Annotated in this window: 7 protein-coding genes; 5 read left to right on the forward strand and 2 right to left on the reverse strand. The window is 50.9% G+C overall.

What is annotated here, in order from left to right; all coding sequences use genetic code 11:
* Nucleotides 1–30 precede the first annotated feature (30 nt).
* On the forward strand, nt 31–717 hold the full coding sequence (locus tag EHSB41UT_RS20815) for a type 1 glutamine amidotransferase domain-containing protein (RefSeq protein WP_087112803.1): 687 nt from the start codon (nt 31–33) through the stop codon (nt 715–717).
* A 5-nt stretch (nt 718–722) separates the two neighbouring features.
* On the opposite strand, the gene EHSB41UT_RS20820 is transcribed toward EHSB41UT_RS20815, so the two are convergent.
* Nucleotides 723–2,171: an HAD family hydrolase gene (locus EHSB41UT_RS20820; protein ID WP_087112804.1), complete on the reverse strand. Its 1,449-nt coding sequence runs from the start codon at nt 2,169–2,171 to the stop codon at nt 723–725.
* A gap of 128 nt (nt 2,172–2,299) precedes the next feature.
* On the opposite strand from EHSB41UT_RS20820, the gene murJ reads away from it, so the two are divergent.
* The 4 genes from murJ (at nt 2,300) to EHSB41UT_RS20840 (ending at nt 13,855) form a co-directional block, all read left to right on the forward strand.
* Nucleotides 2,300–3,880: a murein biosynthesis integral membrane protein MurJ gene (gene murJ, locus EHSB41UT_RS20825; RefSeq protein WP_087112805.1), complete on the forward strand. Its 1,581-nt coding sequence runs from the start codon at nt 2,300–2,302 to the stop codon at nt 3,878–3,880.
* A gap of 175 nt (nt 3,881–4,055) precedes the next feature.
* Entirely contained in the window at nt 4,056–5,003 is a 948-nt protein-coding gene (ribF, locus tag EHSB41UT_RS20830) for a bifunctional riboflavin kinase/FAD synthetase (protein ID WP_087112806.1), read from the forward strand.
* Nucleotides 5,004–5,097: 94 nt separating this feature from the next.
* Nucleotides 5,098–7,920, forward strand: a complete 2,823-nt coding sequence (gene ileS, locus EHSB41UT_RS20835; RefSeq protein ID WP_087112807.1) for an isoleucine--tRNA ligase — start codon at nt 5,098–5,100, stop codon at nt 7,918–7,920.
* Nucleotides 7,921–8,107: 187 nt separating this feature from the next.
* Nucleotides 8,108–13,855, forward strand: coding sequence for a hypothetical protein (locus EHSB41UT_RS20840; RefSeq protein WP_087112808.1), 5,748 nt, complete (start codon nt 8,108–8,110; stop codon nt 13,853–13,855).
* Here EHSB41UT_RS20840 and EHSB41UT_RS20845 read toward each other — a convergent pair.
* Nucleotides 13,848–17,204 (reverse strand): hypothetical protein, encoded by a 3,357-nt coding sequence (locus EHSB41UT_RS20845; protein ID WP_087112809.1) that lies wholly within the window; start codon nt 17,202–17,204, stop codon nt 13,848–13,850. The two genes, EHSB41UT_RS20840 and EHSB41UT_RS20845, sit on opposite strands and share 8 nt — an antisense overlap.
* Nucleotides 17,205–17,272: the final 68 nt, after the last annotated feature.

Here is a 17,272-nt window from a genome sequence, read left to right on the forward strand (position 1 = left end):
ATCAGTCTGATCATCGGAGGATTTGATCTTATGAAAGTTTTGTTTGTGCTTACGTCCCACGATCAACTGGGTGATACCGGCGAGAAAACCGGTTTCTGGACGGAAGAGTTTGCCGGGCCTTACTACACGCTGCTGGATGCGGGAGCTGAAATTACTCTGGCCTCGCCGGCAGGCGGCCAGCCTCCGGTAGACCCGAAGAGTGGCTTGCCTGATTTTCAGACCGATGCCACCCGTCGCCTCGATAATGATCCGGCAACGATTGATAAGCTGGCCACGACCCACAAACTGGTGAATGTGTCTGCGGATGATTTTGACGCGGTGTTTTATCCAGGTGGCCACGGTCCGCTCTGGGATCTCACCACCAATGGTATCTCTGTGGCATTGATTGAGGCCTTTATCAAACAGGGCAAGCCGGTGAGTGCCGTCTGCCACGCATCCTGCGTGCTCCTGAATGCTTTTGATCCGGAAAGTGAACCTCTCCTGAAAGGCAAAAACGTCACCGGCTTCTCGAACACGGAAGAAGACGCCGTGCAGCTGACCAATGTCGTACCGTTTCTTCTGGAAGATGAGCTGGTGGCCAAAGGTGGCCATTACACCAAGGGTGCGGACTGGTCTTCCCATGTCGTTACCGATGGTCTGCTGATTACCGGACAGAACCCGCAGTCATCCGTTGATGTTGCCAAGGCTTTGCTGAAGGCGCTGCAGGCTGAAGCCTAAGGTTATCAGGTAAACTTCTTGCCGATTCTCTGGTTGGCCCGCTGATGCAGACGATTATGCTGGCCGACCAGATCACTTATGGACAATCCCATCGCGTGAGCATTACAGCGATAAGACATAGGTAGTGCGCCGGTAAACTGGAAAGTTTGACAGGGAATCTGTAAGTCTTCGCAGGCGCCTTCTACTTGTTCCAGAAACCCCTCCATATCATCGGCAAAGAACACTTCGTCGGGATTGAGCCTTTTGTCCCGCAGGTAAGCCTTCAGCCGATCGCCTTTATTGTTTTCATTGCCTTTCAGGATAACGATATCGTCAAACAGACCATTATCGTTTAGTTGGCCTGCTTTCAGCTTTTCAGCGGTACTTTCTTCATCCCCTTTGGTCATAACGATAATGCGGGCATCAGGGCACTTGGTGCCAATCTGGCGAAGGATATCTTTCGTCTGCGGGTTGATGACGGTGCGCTGAACATCGCCATTGATGACATCCCGTGATACCAGCGTCTCATCCAGATCAAAAATCACCAATGGCGCGGTCCCAGGTGTCACCATTTCCGGCAGTTCGGCAATAGTCTGTACATTGTCATGGCGAACGATAGCAAAGGGCTTTTTCGTGTCCTGGGCTTCATGGATAGGTGCCAGTCGCAGGCTTTCCAGTCTTAGGCTCTCCGGTCTCAGGGATTGTGCGATATCCTGAGGCTTGAGTGACGTGAGCAGGGTTTCATCTGCGTTAGCGGAGATGCGCTGAAGGCTGGGCAAAGCATCTCGAGAAGCCAGACGGGACAGCTTGGGAGGCTTGGGTGAACTGCTAAGGACTTTTGCGTGTTTCTGGTGCAGTTCATCAGGCAGCGTTACTGAGCCCCACTCCTTGAATTCATCATAAAACTCCTGAGCGGTGGGATGGTTGTGATGAGACAGCCACTCCAGATAATTGATTGTCGTGCTCTTGGGGAGATCCTGCTCAGTCAGTTTTGTTCTCAGGCGCTGGTCGACCAGTGTAGCCATCAGCTCCAGTGTCTGGTCGCGCATTTGATGAAGTTCGGTCTGGCCTTCCAGATCGAGAGCGATGGAGGCATCAAGCATCTCCATCGCTTCGGAGAATCTCCGGGCACTGATCAGGTTGTTGATGTCCTGAATATGTTCCCGGCCGATTCTGGCTTTCAGATAATCAAACACGACCGACATGGTGCCAACGACCTCAGTGCCATCATCATTTAACAGGGACGCCATGCCGACCACGGTTTGTTGATTCAACGCATTCTTACTGCCGATGGTTTCCAGATTGGTGAGCACCTGTATCTCTCTGTCATTCAGCCGCTTTGGCTCTTGCTTGATACCGGCTTTTTGCATTTCCTGAATCAGAAGCTGTTTAGTGGCTTTCTGATCTTTATGGGATGGATAGTGGCAAGGGTATGCGCTGGTCTGTGGTCCAGCATTTTGGCCGGCTCTCTGCATGATTCTTCCTTGAATAATGGTTTATGGTTTAGCTTAGCCGGATATGGTGATATGCCCTGCTGGTCTCCCATGGTGCGCAGGCGTTACACTCAGAAGGATTTTTATCTGATTTGAAATAACAAAACTGTATGACCTCTGAACAACAGGCTGATCCGGCAAAAAAGACGGGTGGCGGCCTTTTACGCTCTTCATTAGTGGTCGGAATTATGACCATGCTCTCCCGCGTGCTGGGTTTGGTGCGGGACGTTGTTGTCGCTTTTTACTTCGGTTCCCAGGCTGAGGCGGATGCATTCTTTGTCGCCTTCAAGATTCCCAATTTTCTCCGTCGCTTGTTTGCTGAAGGAGCTTTCTCCCAGGCATTTGTGCCTGTGCTCTCGGAGTATCGCACCAAACGCTCCCATGAGGCCGTTCAGGAATTGGTCAATCGGGTGGCCGGTACGCTCGGCTTCACCCTGACCATCGTTACCGTTTTTGCCATGGTTGGCGCACCTTGGCTAATTATGCTGTTTGCTCCAGGGTTCCATGGTGATGCCGCCAAGATGACTCTGGCAGGCGAGATGTTGCGGATTACCTTTCCTTATTTGTTACTGATCTCCCTGACCGCGTTTGCCGGTTCGATCCTGAATAGTTACAACAAGTTTGCGGTGCCGGCATTTACTCCGGTGGTGCTGAATATCAGTTTGATTGGTGCCACGGTTCTCCTTACGCCTTATTTTGAGCAACCGGTTATGGCGCTGGCCTGGGGCGTGGTGATTGCCGGTGTCTCCCAATTGTTGCTGCAGATTCCTTTCCTGAAGCAGATTCAGCTACTGCCAGTGCCTATGTGGGGCTGGAAAGATGAAGGCGTGCGCAAGATTCTGCGGTTGATGGGGCCGGCCATGTTTGGTGTGTCGGTGGCGCAGATTAATCTGCTGCTGGATACCGTACTGGCTTCCTTCCTGCAGACCGGCAGTATCTCCTGGCTTTATTATTCCGACCGGTTGATGGAGCTGCCGTTGGGTGTGTTTGGCATTGCCATTGCCACGGTGATTCTGCCGAGTCTCTCCCGCCAGCATGCCTCGGAAGATCCAAAAGCTTTTTCAAAGACTCTGGACTGGGCTTTGCGGATGGTGCTGCTGATTGGTGTACCGGCGGCGGTTGCTTTGTATCTGTTGGCGGAACCTTTGATTGCAACTCTGTTCTTCCATGGCCGTATGGAAGGCAATGATGTGCTGATGGCGGCCATGAGTCTGCGGGCTTATGCCATCGGTCTCCTGTTCTTTATGTTGATCAAGGTGCTGGCTCCGGGCTTCTTTGCCCGTCAGGACACTAAGACGCCGGTGAAAATCGCCATTGTCGCCATGGTTGCCAATATGGCTTTTAACCTGATGCTGGTGTGGAACCTTCAGCATGCCGGTCTGGCTTTGGCAACGTCTCTCTCTGCGGCTTTGAATGCCGGTCTGTTGTTCCGTGGCTTGAAAAAGAGTGGTGTATTCCAGGTTCAGCCAGGTTGGATGGTTTACGGTGGCCGTTTGCTGGCGGCTAATGCCGCGCTGGTGGGTTGTATTTTCTGGCTGGTGGACGCGCCGGCGGTATGGCTGAACTGGGGCATGCTGGACCGGGTTTGGCATCTGGCAGTGCTGGTGGTTGCAGGTATATCTGCGTATGTGATCACGCTTTTGGCATGCGGGATTCGCCCCCGTCATTTTGTTTCTCCGGTAAAACACTGAAAACCAGTGTGGAAAAGCTATAGCTGGCACTGACTTTTACCGCCTGACACCTTTATAATCCGTCGATTCGATTCCGGAAGTTGGTCAGAGTTAACAGACCCTGGCCAACTTCCCCGAAATGAGCAGATGAATAATTGGGTACAAGCTGGCAGGACAGTGGCCCGATGGAGTGTCGATGCAGTTGATTCGAGGACATAACGCCATCAGGGATGAGCACAAAGGGTGCGTCGCCACGATCGGTAACTTTGATGGGGTTCATCTGGGCCATCAGGATATCCTGGCTCAGGTGCGCACGCGTGCCCGTGAAGAGGGTGCTGCGGACTGTGTGATTGTCTTTGAACCTCTGCCGCGGGAGTACTTTTCCCGTGAGCGGGCGAAAGCCGGAGAAGCCAGTTCTCCACCGGCCCGCATCCAGACATTCCGTGACAAGCTGGAATCCTTTGAGCAGGCCGGCGTTGATCAGGTGCTCTGCCTGCAGTTTAACGATGCCCTGCGCAGCCTGACTGCGGATGAGTTTATCCGCCAGATTCTGGTAGACGGTCTGGCGATTCGCCATCTTGTTGTGGGCGATGATTTCCGCTTTGGCTGTGACCGTAAAGGCGATTTTGCCTGTCTGCAACGCGCCGGCCAGCAGTATGGTTTTACCGTGGACCATACCCGCACCGTGATTGTCGAAGACGAACGGGTAAGCAGTACCCGTATTCGCAATCTACTAACGGATGGCAACTTTACCGAGGCAGCAAAACTGCTCGGTCATCCTTTCACTATTTCAGGCCGTGTCAACCATGGCCAGAAGCTGGGGCGTCAGCTTGGGGTTCCGACCGCCAATCTGCGTATTGGCCGCCGCCACTGCCCGGTGAATGGAGTTTATGCCGTTCGTATTCATGGTCTCGACAGGGTTTACAATGGTGTAGCCAATGTCGGCAAGAGACCAACCGTGAATGGCACCCAGGAACGACTGGAAGTTCATTTGCTGGACTTTGACGGTGATCTCTACGGCTGCCGCATCCGGGTGGAGTTTGTAGAGAAAATTCGCGGTGAACAGAAGTTTGATAAGCTGGATGATCTGAAGCTGGCGATCAGTAACGACATCATCCAGGCCCGGAAGATTTTAGGGCAGTGATAAGGCCTTCCCGATGGGGAAAGCCTGCTGGTTCGACCAGACCGCCCAAACGCACTGACCAAGACGCTGACTTTGTATTTGTGGTAAACGACTGATGAGCGATTACAAGCACACGCTGAACCTGCCGGAGACCGCGTTCCCTATGCGCGGCAACCTGGCGAAACGTGAACCTGACATGCTGAAAGGCTGGCAGGAGATGGATCTCTACGGAAAAATTCGTGCGGCGCGCGCTGGTCGTGACCAGTTTATCCTGCACGATGGCCCTCCGTACGCCAACGGCGATATCCACATTGGTCATGCGGTTAACAAGATTCTGAAAGATATTATCGTCAAGTCCAAGACTATGTCTGGCTTTGACGCACCTTATGTTCCGGGTTGGGATTGCCACGGCCTGCCTATCGAACACAAGGTTGAAACCATGATCGGCAAGGCCGGTGACAAGGTGGATTTCAAAACCTTCCGCCAGAAGTGCCGTGAGTATGCAGCGACTCAGGTTGACGGTCAGCGTAAAGACTTTATCCGTATGGGCATTCTGGGTAGCTGGGACAAGCCATACCTGACCATGGACTTCGTCACTGAAGCTGACACTATTCGCGCGCTGGGCAAGATCGCCAAGAACGGCCATCTGGTCAAAGGCTACAAGCCGGTTTACTGGAGTGTTGTCGGTGGTTCCGCGCTGGCGGAAGCCGAAGTGGAATACCAGGACAAGACCTCTACCCAGATCGATGTGCGTTATGCCGCGATCGACGAAGCCGACCTGCTCAAGCGTTTCGAGCTGAGCGAAGAGGGAGAAGGTGAAGTCGCGGTTGTTATCTGGACCACCACCCCTTGGACGCTGCCATCTTCCCAGGCTGTGAGTATGGGCGAAGGCATCGACTACGCACTGGTTCAGTGTGAAGTGAATGGCGAGCCTGCGCGTCTGATTCTGGCGGAAGGCCTGATCGAAAGCGCGATGAAGCGTTTTGGCGTTGAGGAATATCGCATCATTGGCCGTGCCAAGGGCGCAGACCTGGAACATGCCAAAGTCAGCCATCCGTTCTACAACAAGGAACTGCCGGTTATTCTGGGCGACCACGTAACTCTGGATGCGGGTACCGGTAACGTTCATACCGCACCTGACCATGGTGTGGACGATTTTAACGTTGGCCGCAAGTACGGTATCGATACTCTGAACTTCCTGGACGACAACGGTGTTTATCGTCCGCAGGTTGAGATCTTTGCCGGCGAGCACGTTTACAAGGTCGACCCTAAGGTTGTTGCGGTACTGGAAGAGGGCGGTCGTCTGCTGTCCCAGTCCAAGATGACCCACAGCTACCCGCACTGTTGGCGTACCAAAACTCCGCTGATCTTCCGTGCGACTCCGCAGTGGTTTATCAGCATGACCAAAGAAGGTCTGCTGGATACTGCCATGGCTTCTCTGGAAGGTGTGAAGTTCACGCCAGACTGGGGCCGTAACCGTATGGAATCCATGCTGGGCCAGAGCCCTGACTGGTGTATCTCCCGTCAGCGTACCTGGGGTGTGCCGATTGCCCTGTTTATCCACAAGGACACCGAAGAGCTGCATCCGCAGACTGCCGAACTGGTAGAAAAGGTTGCCCTGCTGGTTGAAAAGGAGGGTATGGATGCCTGGTTCGATCTGGACCCGAAAGACATCCTGTCTGCTGAAGACGCAGAAAACTATGTGAAAGTGACTGACACTCTGGACGTTTGGTTTGATTCCGGTGTGACTCACTACTCCGTTTGTGAGCGTCGTGAAGAACTGCGTACTCCGGCTGACCTGTACCTGGAAGGTTCTGACCAGCACCGTGGCTGGTTCCAGTCTTCCCTGAAGACCGGTATCGCCATGAATGGCGTGCCTCCTTACAAGGGCCTGCTGACCCACGGCTTTACCGTAGACGCCAATGGTCGCAAGATGTCCAAGTCTCTGGGTAACGTGATTCCGCCACAGGACGTTATCAACACTCTGGGTGCTGATATTCTGCGTCTGTGGGTGTCGTCTACCGACTACACCGGCGAGATGACTGTTTCCAAAGATATCCTGAACCGCAGCGCAGACAGCTACCGTCGTATTCGTAATACTGCGCGTTTCCTGCTGTCCAACCTGAACGGCTTTAACCCGGAAACCGATCTGGTGGCTTATGAAAATATGCTGCCTCTGGACCGCTGGGCGGTTGACCGTGCTCTGCAGCTGCAGGAAGAAATCCTGGCCAGCTACGACGCGTTCAACTTCCTGAACGTTTACCAGAAAGTTCATAACTTCTGTTCTCTTGATCTGGGCAGCTTCTATCTGGATATCATCAAGGATCGCCAGTACACCACCCAGAAAGACAGCCTGGCTCGTCGCAGCTGTCAGAGCGCCATGTTCCATATCATGGAAGCGTTTGTGCGCTGGATCGCACCAATCCTCAGCTATACCGCTGAAGAACTCTGGGCGGTTATGCCGGGCAAGCACTCTGAAAGCGTGCATCTGGAAGAGTGGTACACCGGTCTGAAGGCGCTGGAAGATACTACGTTCAACCGAGAGTATTGGAACCAGCTGATGGCAGTGAAGAACGCCGTTAACAAGGCGATGGAAGATGCCCGTAACGCCGGTCAGATTGGTGGCAGCCTGCAGGCGGAAGTAACTCTGTATGCTTCCGATGAGCTGAAAGCCGCCATCGACAAGCTGGAAGATGAGCTGCGCTTCGTGCTGATCACTTCCCGTGCCGACGTTGCTGCTCTGGCTGACGCGCCGGAATCTGCGGTTGAGACTGAGGTTGCTGGTCTGAAAGTCGCTGTAGCCAAGTCCGCTCATGAGAAGTGTGACCGCTGCTGGCACCACCGTGAAGATGTAGGCAGCAACGAGAAGTACGCTGATCTGTGCGGCCGTTGTGTCGATAACGTGGAAGGTGAAGGCGAAGTGCGTCACTACGCATAATCATACTCGCGCTCCAACAAACGCCGGCTGTTGCCGGCGTTTGTGTTTTTGGAATTCTGTCTCTCTCGGTTAGTTGGGATAACCGGGCAGCCATTCTTTCTGACAGCCACTGAAAATCTATCCGTGCTGTTGTCCAAAGCGTTCTGTATATCGTGGATAAACCGGCCACACTGCCGGGCAGGATGCTATGGACGCAACAGACAAGCCAATACCAAAGACGGGTTCTTTACTTAATCCAGGCTCGGGGGCGACGGCCTCAAGTGATGGTGTTGTTAGCAAGAAGGCAAAGAAAAAAAAGAAGGTGAAGTCCCTCTCGCCTGATAAGCAGCTGCCAGAAGCGAAGCCGGGTGCAGAAGCTGTTATGCCTCCCCTTAATAAAAAGACCCTGGAAGCTCTGAAGGAAAGTCTCGGGATTACCACCATTCCTGACTTTCTCATCCCTAAAACTTCTTTTGATGAATTGCAGAGTTTGTGTCGAGACTGTTTTCAGGATGGTTCCGCAGATCGACTGATCTATGGCCTTGATACAATTACCGACCATCTTCCGAATGATATTCCTGCAAAAGCCTGCAAGCTCCTGAAGCAAGCCAAGTCTCAGATCAGTGGCATTGCCGATATTAGTGATGCTAAGGACAGAGCTGAGCTATTGGTGAAAATAGAGCAGCAGTGTCTGGAATTATTTCACACTTATAAAGACGAGAAGTATCTAACGACACGGCAGTTGCTGTTGTCAGTAGTCTGGTGGTGTCGCCTTCTGGCAGATGAGCGCAGTGCTGTTGAAGCACTGCAGATGATGGACGATGGGCAGCTATGTCGGCTCGGCAACACCATCACCGATCATATTCTTTTGCACGGTGACTCGTCGTTTATTCGTACTCGTCGAAGTCTGGTACTGCGAAATAGTGCTGAGCACGGCAATGTGACGGCTCTGGAGGAATTGGTTAACCGGTGCCTTTTTGATGAGCAGGGTTTTGAGTCTGGTTTCTCGTTAGAAGAAGGTTTTCGCTGGTTGAAAGCCTGGAGAGATCTTATAGCCATTGGTCAGTTGTCTGCCCCGGAAGGCGACGGTGTGATAGCGCGTCTGGTTCGTGAGGGCCGGAATTTTATTGCGAGTTCAAACGTTAATGGTTCTGCTTCTGCAACCTCTCCAGAGCATACGTTGATTGCCTGTGGTTTGTGTTTGGATTATCGCTTTGGCTCTCCGGATTATGAGCGAGTGGAACGGCTGTTAAAGCCCTTGATTCTGGAAGAAGGTGAGCCATCCAGGAGTACAGAGAAGAAAAAGAAGGCGGGAAAACCCGAACCCAAAAAAGCAGGTCCGAAATTATCCCGCCGTTTACAGGGCATAGCTTATCTGTGGAAAGGACATCTTGCTCGCCCCAGTCCATATGATCCGGAGTATCTTAAGCAGGAGCAGGCTGCCAAGAACTACTTTGCTCGATCACAGGCACTGGGATGCCCTGATGGGCTGATTCAATATGGCTGGTCGCTGTTGCGGGAAACGGATCATAAGTATGGTAATGGTAAGGAAGTTGTTCAGTTGGCTGCTTATATCAGAGATGCATCGCCTGAATCTCTGCCGCCAGAAGTCTGGTTGTTGTTTGAGCCCCTTGCGAGTGACGCGCGATATACCGGGGTAAGTCGGTTTGATCGTGTCCCAAAACCGACCTCAAAACATGCCTCAAAGTCTTTGCCAAAGACTGTAAAGGATAAACGAAAACAGGATGAGGACAGTGATAAGCAGCGTGTTGAGGATGGGGTGGAAAGCGCCATGTATCACGCTCAACCTGATGCCCGCGCTTATTGGTTAAATGAACGACTTTGTCCAACTTATAAAGCGTTTTATCGGCGGCATTATAATGCCCACTCAAAAGAGGATATCGAGGAGGACGATAAAATAAGCCAGTATGAGCGAAAAAACCGTAAGGAAAGACAGGAGGCGGCTGAACAGGGAAAGCCTGTCTTAAAGCTTTTTCGTCATATCGCGGTGGATCCAGAACTGCTGGTTTATCGGAGTTTTGGTCAGGGGACGCCTTTTAAAATTACACGGGAGCAGGACACCTCCAAAGCGGATGCTCTTTTAGAGCGGGCCAAAATGCTTGATCCGGTAAGAAGTGGACTGCAGATGATGGCACTGCACCTTGAGACAGATGCTTTTCCCCATCCTCAGCAAAAATGCCAGGTTTATGATTCTGTCGGTGAGTGGAGTATTTGCAGGCTACAGATTTTGCTGCGTTCATCGGAGTACCAAACCCGTTTTCTTGATGCGTCCGGAACAGAGAGCAGGAAGGTTCTGTACCAAGAAATAGAATGGGCGATTGATACTTACCGTAACTCCCGAATGAAGGCACTTCAGGAGGCCTGCCTGAAAGCTGGAGAGATCGACAAGGCGCGAGCTATTGCTGATTGTTATCTCCACCGGGAAAAGCCGCGTGCAGTGCTGGATAATGAAGCTATTGATAAGGGGCGTTATATCTATAGCAATACAGATAATGAGCTGCAGCTTGATTCCGGCGGTGCTGAGACTCCAAAAGGGGTTAAGGCGGTGATGGCTAATGCAGAAGCCCTATTAAATTCTCTGAACAAGCCGAACAGCACTCACAGTCCCAAAGCTCTTATGGAAGTGATTTTGTGGGCCAAGCGAAGATTGTCTAATGACAAGCAATTGCTGGAGCCGGGCGATATTAAAGCGTTAGTCGCACTGATCACCCAAGCCTACCAGCTTTATCCTGTTGCCGCTCAGGGCGTTGAGCAACAGCTGGTGAAGAAAATGAATCACTTGGTTGGAGAAGTGGAACCTGTTCCGGGTTTACAGGAAGCCCTTGTTCAGATGAATACACTGGTATCGTCTCACTCGGCCGCAGCAGATACCTCTTCTGGGTTTAAAGCGGACAATTGTCTTTTAGCTCTGGAGAATAGCACGCTGTCATCCAAATCAGCCTGCCTGGACAAAATGGATCAGTACAGCCTTGATGAACTCCATGATTTACTGATTGCGCTGAATAATGATGGAGAATGGCATAGCACTGAACATCGCTATTTACATGAGTCAGAGCTGCCGATTGTCTTTCTGCACATTTGTGAGCGCCTGCAGGGGCGGGATATCTCTTATCCCCGCAAGGACAGTCTGACTTTATTACTGGCTGAGTTAGTGAATCATTTGGTGACTAGTAGCCGCGATTTTTATCGTGTCCGCTTATACAACGTTATGTGGTCTTTACAGATGAGTTGTGAATTCCACCCATCCTGTTTTCCATTGAAGGAAAAGCTCTGGAGCACATTCCGGGATACTCTTCAGCCCCAAGGTACACCTTATACACATGAGGAGAATATCTCCCATGATCGCATTGACGATGACTATGAGGTGTATCACGAAAATTGCGTCTTTCTGGAAAAAGCCCACGGTCCGACCAGCGCCTTGTTCCACAGGGGAACGAGTCAGGTTTATCCCTTTTTATGGTACCTGTCGATCTTTTATCAACAGCACTATAGCGATGATCAGCTGACGACCATGTTGAAGGACTATGAGCATGATGACGGCTTCATTTATAGCAAAGAGATTCAACAGCACACATCGATAGGGCACCGTATTTGGGGGAAGTGCCTGCGGCAGAATTATGATGATGACCTGTGGCGCATGCTGATGACTTTGCCCGTGACAGCAAAAGAATCCTTTTATCCTTTAGCTTTGGCACTGGTCGCCACCAATACCGCTTATACAGAGAAATGGAGTGCTGAGCAGACAGATGAGCTGTTTGAGAGTGTTTGCAAAAGCGATAACGCCGATCTTTGGTATTTCCGTTATCTGTGGCAACAGAAGCAGGGAGATGTCAAAGAAGGTATGAAATGCCTGATCAAAGGCTCTATGGCTGGTTCAGCTGTTTGCAAGCTCGAAATGGCCAGAGGCCAGCGTCTTCAGAGGAAATTTGATACTGCCGAAGGGTATTTCAAGCGATTGGATAACCGCCATGAGCCGGTTTACGGCGATGCGCTTTACGAGCGTGGTGAGATGATGCTGGAGCGGTCCACTGATCAGAACCCTGCTGATTGCAAACAAGTCTACCGGCAATGGTCTCAGGCCTGCCGATATCATCAGCCGATGGCGGTGTTGAGGGTCTTTACCTGCCTCTATCCAGAGGTGAACGCGCTCTGGTGTGATGATCACGAACAAGAGCTGAAAGACCGCTGTTTCGTACGGGAAAGCCTTGAACGGCGTTCTTTGTTTGAGACTCCAGGGCGTAAGGTCTGCCAAATGCTTCTGGCCTGGCAGGATTCAGGGGCTTTGGATAGGGAGAATCTGACAGAGCAGGTGCAGCAACTCTCTATAGCCGAGACAATGATTCTTGCTCAATTACCAGAGGATTTCTGGCCGCCAATGGACGATGGTGAGGCTTACCGTACCCAGCTGCTGGAAACTATCGTTGAGTATTTTTCTGCGCTGCCACCAAATCATCCCAGAGATGTTGTTGAGGGTGTTTCTGTACGACAGTTGTCCTGGTTCACCGAATTGGCTCCAAGGTTACAGGCTTCAGTGGAACCGGATGCGACTGATAAAGAAGTCGATGATCCGGCTGTGAATGAAACCGGCAACGATGTTGGAACCGAAGCCGAAATCGCATCACTGGATGACGATGGCAGTGTGGAATCTTCGGATTCAGAAAAGCTTTCTGGTGCGGATGGTGATGAAGAAAAACCGACGGTTGAGAGTGAAACCGCCTGGCTGGAGCAAATTGAAAATCCCAAATCTGCTGCCTTTCAACGGCGAGTTATGGAGTTGTTCGATAAGCATGGCATGTCGCTGTTTAAATTTATTCGGAATAGTCGTTTACGCAGGGACTGTTTGAACGCGCTGTTTTATCAGAGGTATTACACCGAGGCGCTTGCGCTGCAGAAGAGTATTGGCAAGCCGGAGTGCCGTGTTGGCCATTTGCTGGTGTATTTGTGTAATGGCGGTTTGTTGAATCGTTCGACAATGATCACGACCGTATTGACTGAGCTGCAAGGGGAAAGCGACTGGTCTGGTCTGGCCGATAAAGCAAACCTTGTCAGAAAAATTATTGGACAAATTTTTGATGGCACTTATCAGGATGTAGATGACCAGTTAACGGGCTGGTTGATCACTCAATTCGCCATTCACTTCCCGCAACTCTTGGGTGACGAGCTCGCTCAAAAGATAAGAGCTGGGCAGCCGGTTAAATACTCAAAGAAACTGCTCGACCAACTCTGTGGGTGTGAAAATTTACAACCCAAACTAAAAGTTTTGCTGGTGGCTGCAACATCTGGCCCATCACGTGTCGGGCATAGTTCTGAGCTTGAGAAGGTCGGTATTCTGAAATGCCTGCAGGACAAGAGCCTGCCGATTGAGTACTGCTTAACATTGGCAGGTTTGTTAACGCATCAGGATTTACAAGTGCTTGAAACGGGCCTGATAGAAGAATTGCTGGATGCTGGCTGGAAAGATCATCGCGCTGTCGGCAAGCTTCTGCAGGTGTTAATGGTGCATGATTCGCAAAAGGCCTACCGTTACCTTGTTTCAGAGCGACCATCGGCCAATATATCAGAACATACCCGCCGACATTTTTTAGCCGCACTCTGGAAAATTGAGCTGCCAGAGGGGACGGAGCTTGTTGAAGAGATCAGCCAACGTCACTATCAGTATGAGCAACGGTGTGCGAACAGCGATGTTTCCGTTGCCAGCCTGAAGCGACGTATAAAACGACAGGTAACCAATAAAAACCTGATCGGTCTCTGTGCCAGTAAACAAAGCCTGTTGGTATTGGCACCGAATATCGCACGTTTGGAACCTGATTATTTTGAGGATCTGGAGAGTGAGATCTCCGGCCAGATCAAAAGTTGGAGTGAGTTAGCGAAAACCGTGGATTATGAGCAGGCAGTACAGCAACACTTTGCACATGCACAAACGAGTGTTAAATAATTCGCCCCTTACGGTAATGTGGGCGGTAACGACTACGGGCTTCTTTTAAATAGACCTGATGCTGCAGTGTTAGAAAACGCTCGAACATCGCCAGCATCGGGAAGAACTGCTCCGGTGTGGGAGACTCCGCGTAGTCTTTCAGTTGAGCTTTGAAGTCTTCCGTAAAATCTGCCTCATAAGCGGGATTGTTGGATAGAATCTGATCCAGCATCTCGGTCATTTCGTTGTGAACACTTTTGGAAGCCTTGCCCATATTGATCATCAGTTCTGAAATGGCTGCTTGATTTTGCAGGGCATAAAAATAGAAAGGGTTTTCAGAGCGAAGCTCAGGTGTCGGTAAATCCTCTGGGTTCATTTCCCAGGTTGGAGTCTTAATCATTTCGGCGGCTTTCCAGCCGTTAAACTTGGCATAAATGTACGTCAGAGTGTTATTGCCTGGTCGTTCCCACCAGTTGTGAATGCCGGCCTTTCTTATACCGCCATCAACCTTGATTGCCCCTATCGGACCTGTCGGTATACCCACTCCGGGTGAGTTAATCCCGATACTTTCATGACCACTGACCCGGGTGTACTGGAGCTTCCAGCCTTTGTGTCGTTTCACAAAGTTAAACTCAACACGCATTCCACCTTCTGCCGATAATCCCATCACTTCAGGCGCAAAACCGGTCAGGGCTATTTCGGGAATGGAGCTGTCCTGCAGGCGCATTTTACTGAGTGCTGTTTCCAGTGCCTTTACGGCAACGGCTGTTGTACAGCCGCCGTTTAAATTCAAGCCAACATTAAAGTAGATGCCATCGTTATCCGGATTAACGTTTTTACCAATATTGGTCACTTTGATATCTGCTGATACGGACAGGTTGGTGTGGGGAATGCTCAGGGCCAACTGGCTTTCAAAATTGGTTTCAGTACTGCTGGCTACGGACTCTGCCGTCAGGCTTCTGCGGACATGTTTGGTATTGTCGAGATGAATCTGGGGCCGATTTAGGGAAGGCTCAATATGGTGTTCCAGCACCTGTTGAAAGGAGGAGTCCTGAATGGTTGGGGATTCTGGTAGCAGAAAGGTCTTTTCATACAGGGTGTGCAGGTTGTAAAACGTGTAGATATGGGCAGCGATGTAGTCGCCGCGGTTACTGGCGCGGTAAATCTCCTGCATGCTGTGTTTGGCTTTATGGAAATGTTCCTGAGGGGCTTCTTCCCCAATATGCCCTTCCATGGCATTCACCGTGAAGTAATACATATCCCGTTCAAGATACTGGTCAACCATGGCTTTTTTCAGACTGTCCCGAATTTCCAGTCGTTCTTGCTGATAGCTCAGGGCATCCTGCTCAGAAACACCGGGTGTACTGTAAAGTGCGGCCAACACTTCCAGTCGCTTTTCCAGCTGAGCCAGACGTTGTTCAGCCTCATCCGCATGAAGTCGAACCGAGACAATCCCGTTTTCTTCTTTAAACTGGTTTAACCGATCAATAGCGTCGGTATCTAAGTCTTCAATATTACGGCGTAGTGCTTTGTATTCTTCTTTCTCGGTAATTGTTGCCGGGCTCCAGAACGACAAATAATCCACTTTCGGTGGTGTTGTGTGGTTCGGGTTATTGCGCAGCATGGGAAGTAGATTGGTGCGGGTTTGAAAGCGGGTCTTGGAACGTTTATGGGCGATGGAGCCTTCAGCCAGCCCGGCCAGAATATCAACCGTGCCTCTGATATCCACACTGTGTTTGGTAAAGTCGGCAAAGTTCACCGCTTCCTTTTGTGCGACCCGGATTTTGTCACCCGGAACCAGAACGCCCAGTTGTGTTAACCGTTCAGAGAGTAGGTGACGGTCAGCAGTTATATCGCGATGAAGCTTCTGAGCCCGGTTGACATCAAGGCTGCCTTTTATATTGCCGGGCAATTTGCTCATGGAACCTAACAGGGTTGGAATAAGATCGTTGCTATGGAAGCGGACAAACTCATCTAGGTTCCGGAACACTCGCCCTTTGGCACCGGCATAGCCTGCTTCCACAGTGACTGCGGCAAGCTTTTTATCCCCTCCGGTTATGGTCAGTGATGGCTTCACGGCCCGAAATTCTCTTACCCGCACATCATCATTGCCAGTTACCGCAAAGGTGAATTCCAGATTACCTCCAAGGCTGACACCTGCAACATTGGCGACGGCTAGTGCACCGCCAAGATTGACGGATACTGTAAAGCGCTGCTCTGATCCTCCGCGCTCAAGAAAGGCTAGTTGTTGGTAGAGGTCTTCCTCAAAGGCGATACGGGTCTGTTCCAGCACTTGAAAATCAACGTGATCCTTGAGACGTGCAAGAGCCTGACGCTCAAGAATGGTAGGAGCCTGTTTCACCGAATTTTTAAGAACGCTACTGAGTCTGGTCAGTTTATCTGTGTCGCTTTCGGCAAGGTGATGGCTTTCTTCTTCCAGTGTTTCGAGTGCAGAAATACTCTGCTGTAACTTCGGAATAGATTTCCCCAGCAAGGCGATTGCATCAACAAGGTTGTCCTGAGAAATTTCATTATTGTGCAGGTAGTTAGTTAGTAACCTGTGATTCATCATGTTGCGGTAAAGCTTCGAGAGGGGGGCTGTGTTCGGTAAGGCACTGTATTCCTCATTGGTTAATGGCAGGCGCGCAATCACTTCAGGAGTAATCAATGCCCTTTTGAGAAATTTCTCGACTTTAAGATCCTTGTGTAAAAGCCTTCGGCTGTTGGTGATGCTTTGAGCCAAAGTTCTGTTAGCCAGTGGCAGAAGGTGTTCCTGGTTCTCCAGATCAATATCCTTGCCCATAAACAGGTTCGCATACTCGATAACCGGGGCATCAGAGAGGTTTGGAGAGCGGACCTGTAATCGGCTGGTGATATGAGTCAGGCCGAGGAGAAGCTTCTTCTCTTCCTCTTGAGTCAGGCGTTCATCCTGTTGAATTCTGTCCAGTACATACTTGCCAAAATCGGTACTGAAAAACACCGAGAGTGCTCTTGGCGAATATTGTTCAAACAGGTCACTGATAAATTTGCTTTTCAAAGGAGCAAGGGCATGCTCAGAGAAGCCGTCGCCAGTTAGCATCTGCAAGAGCTGCTCAAGGGATTCTCGCTCTTCCGGTGTTTTGTTGGCTATCAGCAGAAAGAGGCGGTCGGCATATTCAGGGTTGGAGCTGTCGGAACTGTTGTCAGAGCTTTCTGAGTTTGTTTCGCCAAGAGCTCTTTTAAGTTCCAAAGCGTGACTGCATAGCTCGTCATCATCGAAGCTGTCACTCTGATTCGCATGCAGGTTCAGCCGGTTTTGTCGGGCCAGATCCCTTAACCGGTTGATATTACGTTCACCGATACGCTGGCGAAGCTCGCGTTTAAGAACCAAAGGATGGAGGTGGCTGCGAGCAGTGGCAGGTGTGTGGCTGACGCTCCTGTGATTTTTCCGGACCGCCC

Origin of the sequence: Parendozoicomonas haliclonae (genome assembly GCF_900174585.1) — a bacterium.
GTDB classification, from domain to species: domain Bacteria; phylum Pseudomonadota; class Gammaproteobacteria; order Pseudomonadales; family Endozoicomonadaceae; genus Sansalvadorimonas; species Sansalvadorimonas haliclonae.

What these genes read in the sequence shown, in the direction of transcription:
- murJ (WP_087112805.1), top strand. Translation starts at nt 2,300, where the DNA reads ATGACCTCTGAACAACAGGCTGATCCGGCAAAAAAGACGGGTGGCGGC.
- ileS (WP_087112807.1), top strand. Translation starts at nt 5,098, where the DNA reads ATGAGCGATTACAAGCACACGCTGAACCTGCCGGAGACCGCGTTCCCT.
- EHSB41UT_RS20840 (WP_087112808.1), top strand. Translation starts at nt 8,108, where the DNA reads ATGGACGCAACAGACAAGCCAATACCAAAGACGGGTTCTTTACTTAAT.
- EHSB41UT_RS20815 (WP_087112803.1), top strand. Translation starts at nt 31, where the DNA reads ATGAAAGTTTTGTTTGTGCTTACGTCCCACGATCAACTGGGTGATACC.
- EHSB41UT_RS20820 (WP_087112804.1), bottom strand. Translation starts at nt 2,171, where the DNA reads ATGCAGAGAGCCGGCCAAAATGCTGGACCACAGACCAGCGCATACCCT.
- ribF (WP_087112806.1), top strand. Translation starts at nt 4,056, where the DNA reads ATGCAGTTGATTCGAGGACATAACGCCATCAGGGATGAGCACAAAGGG.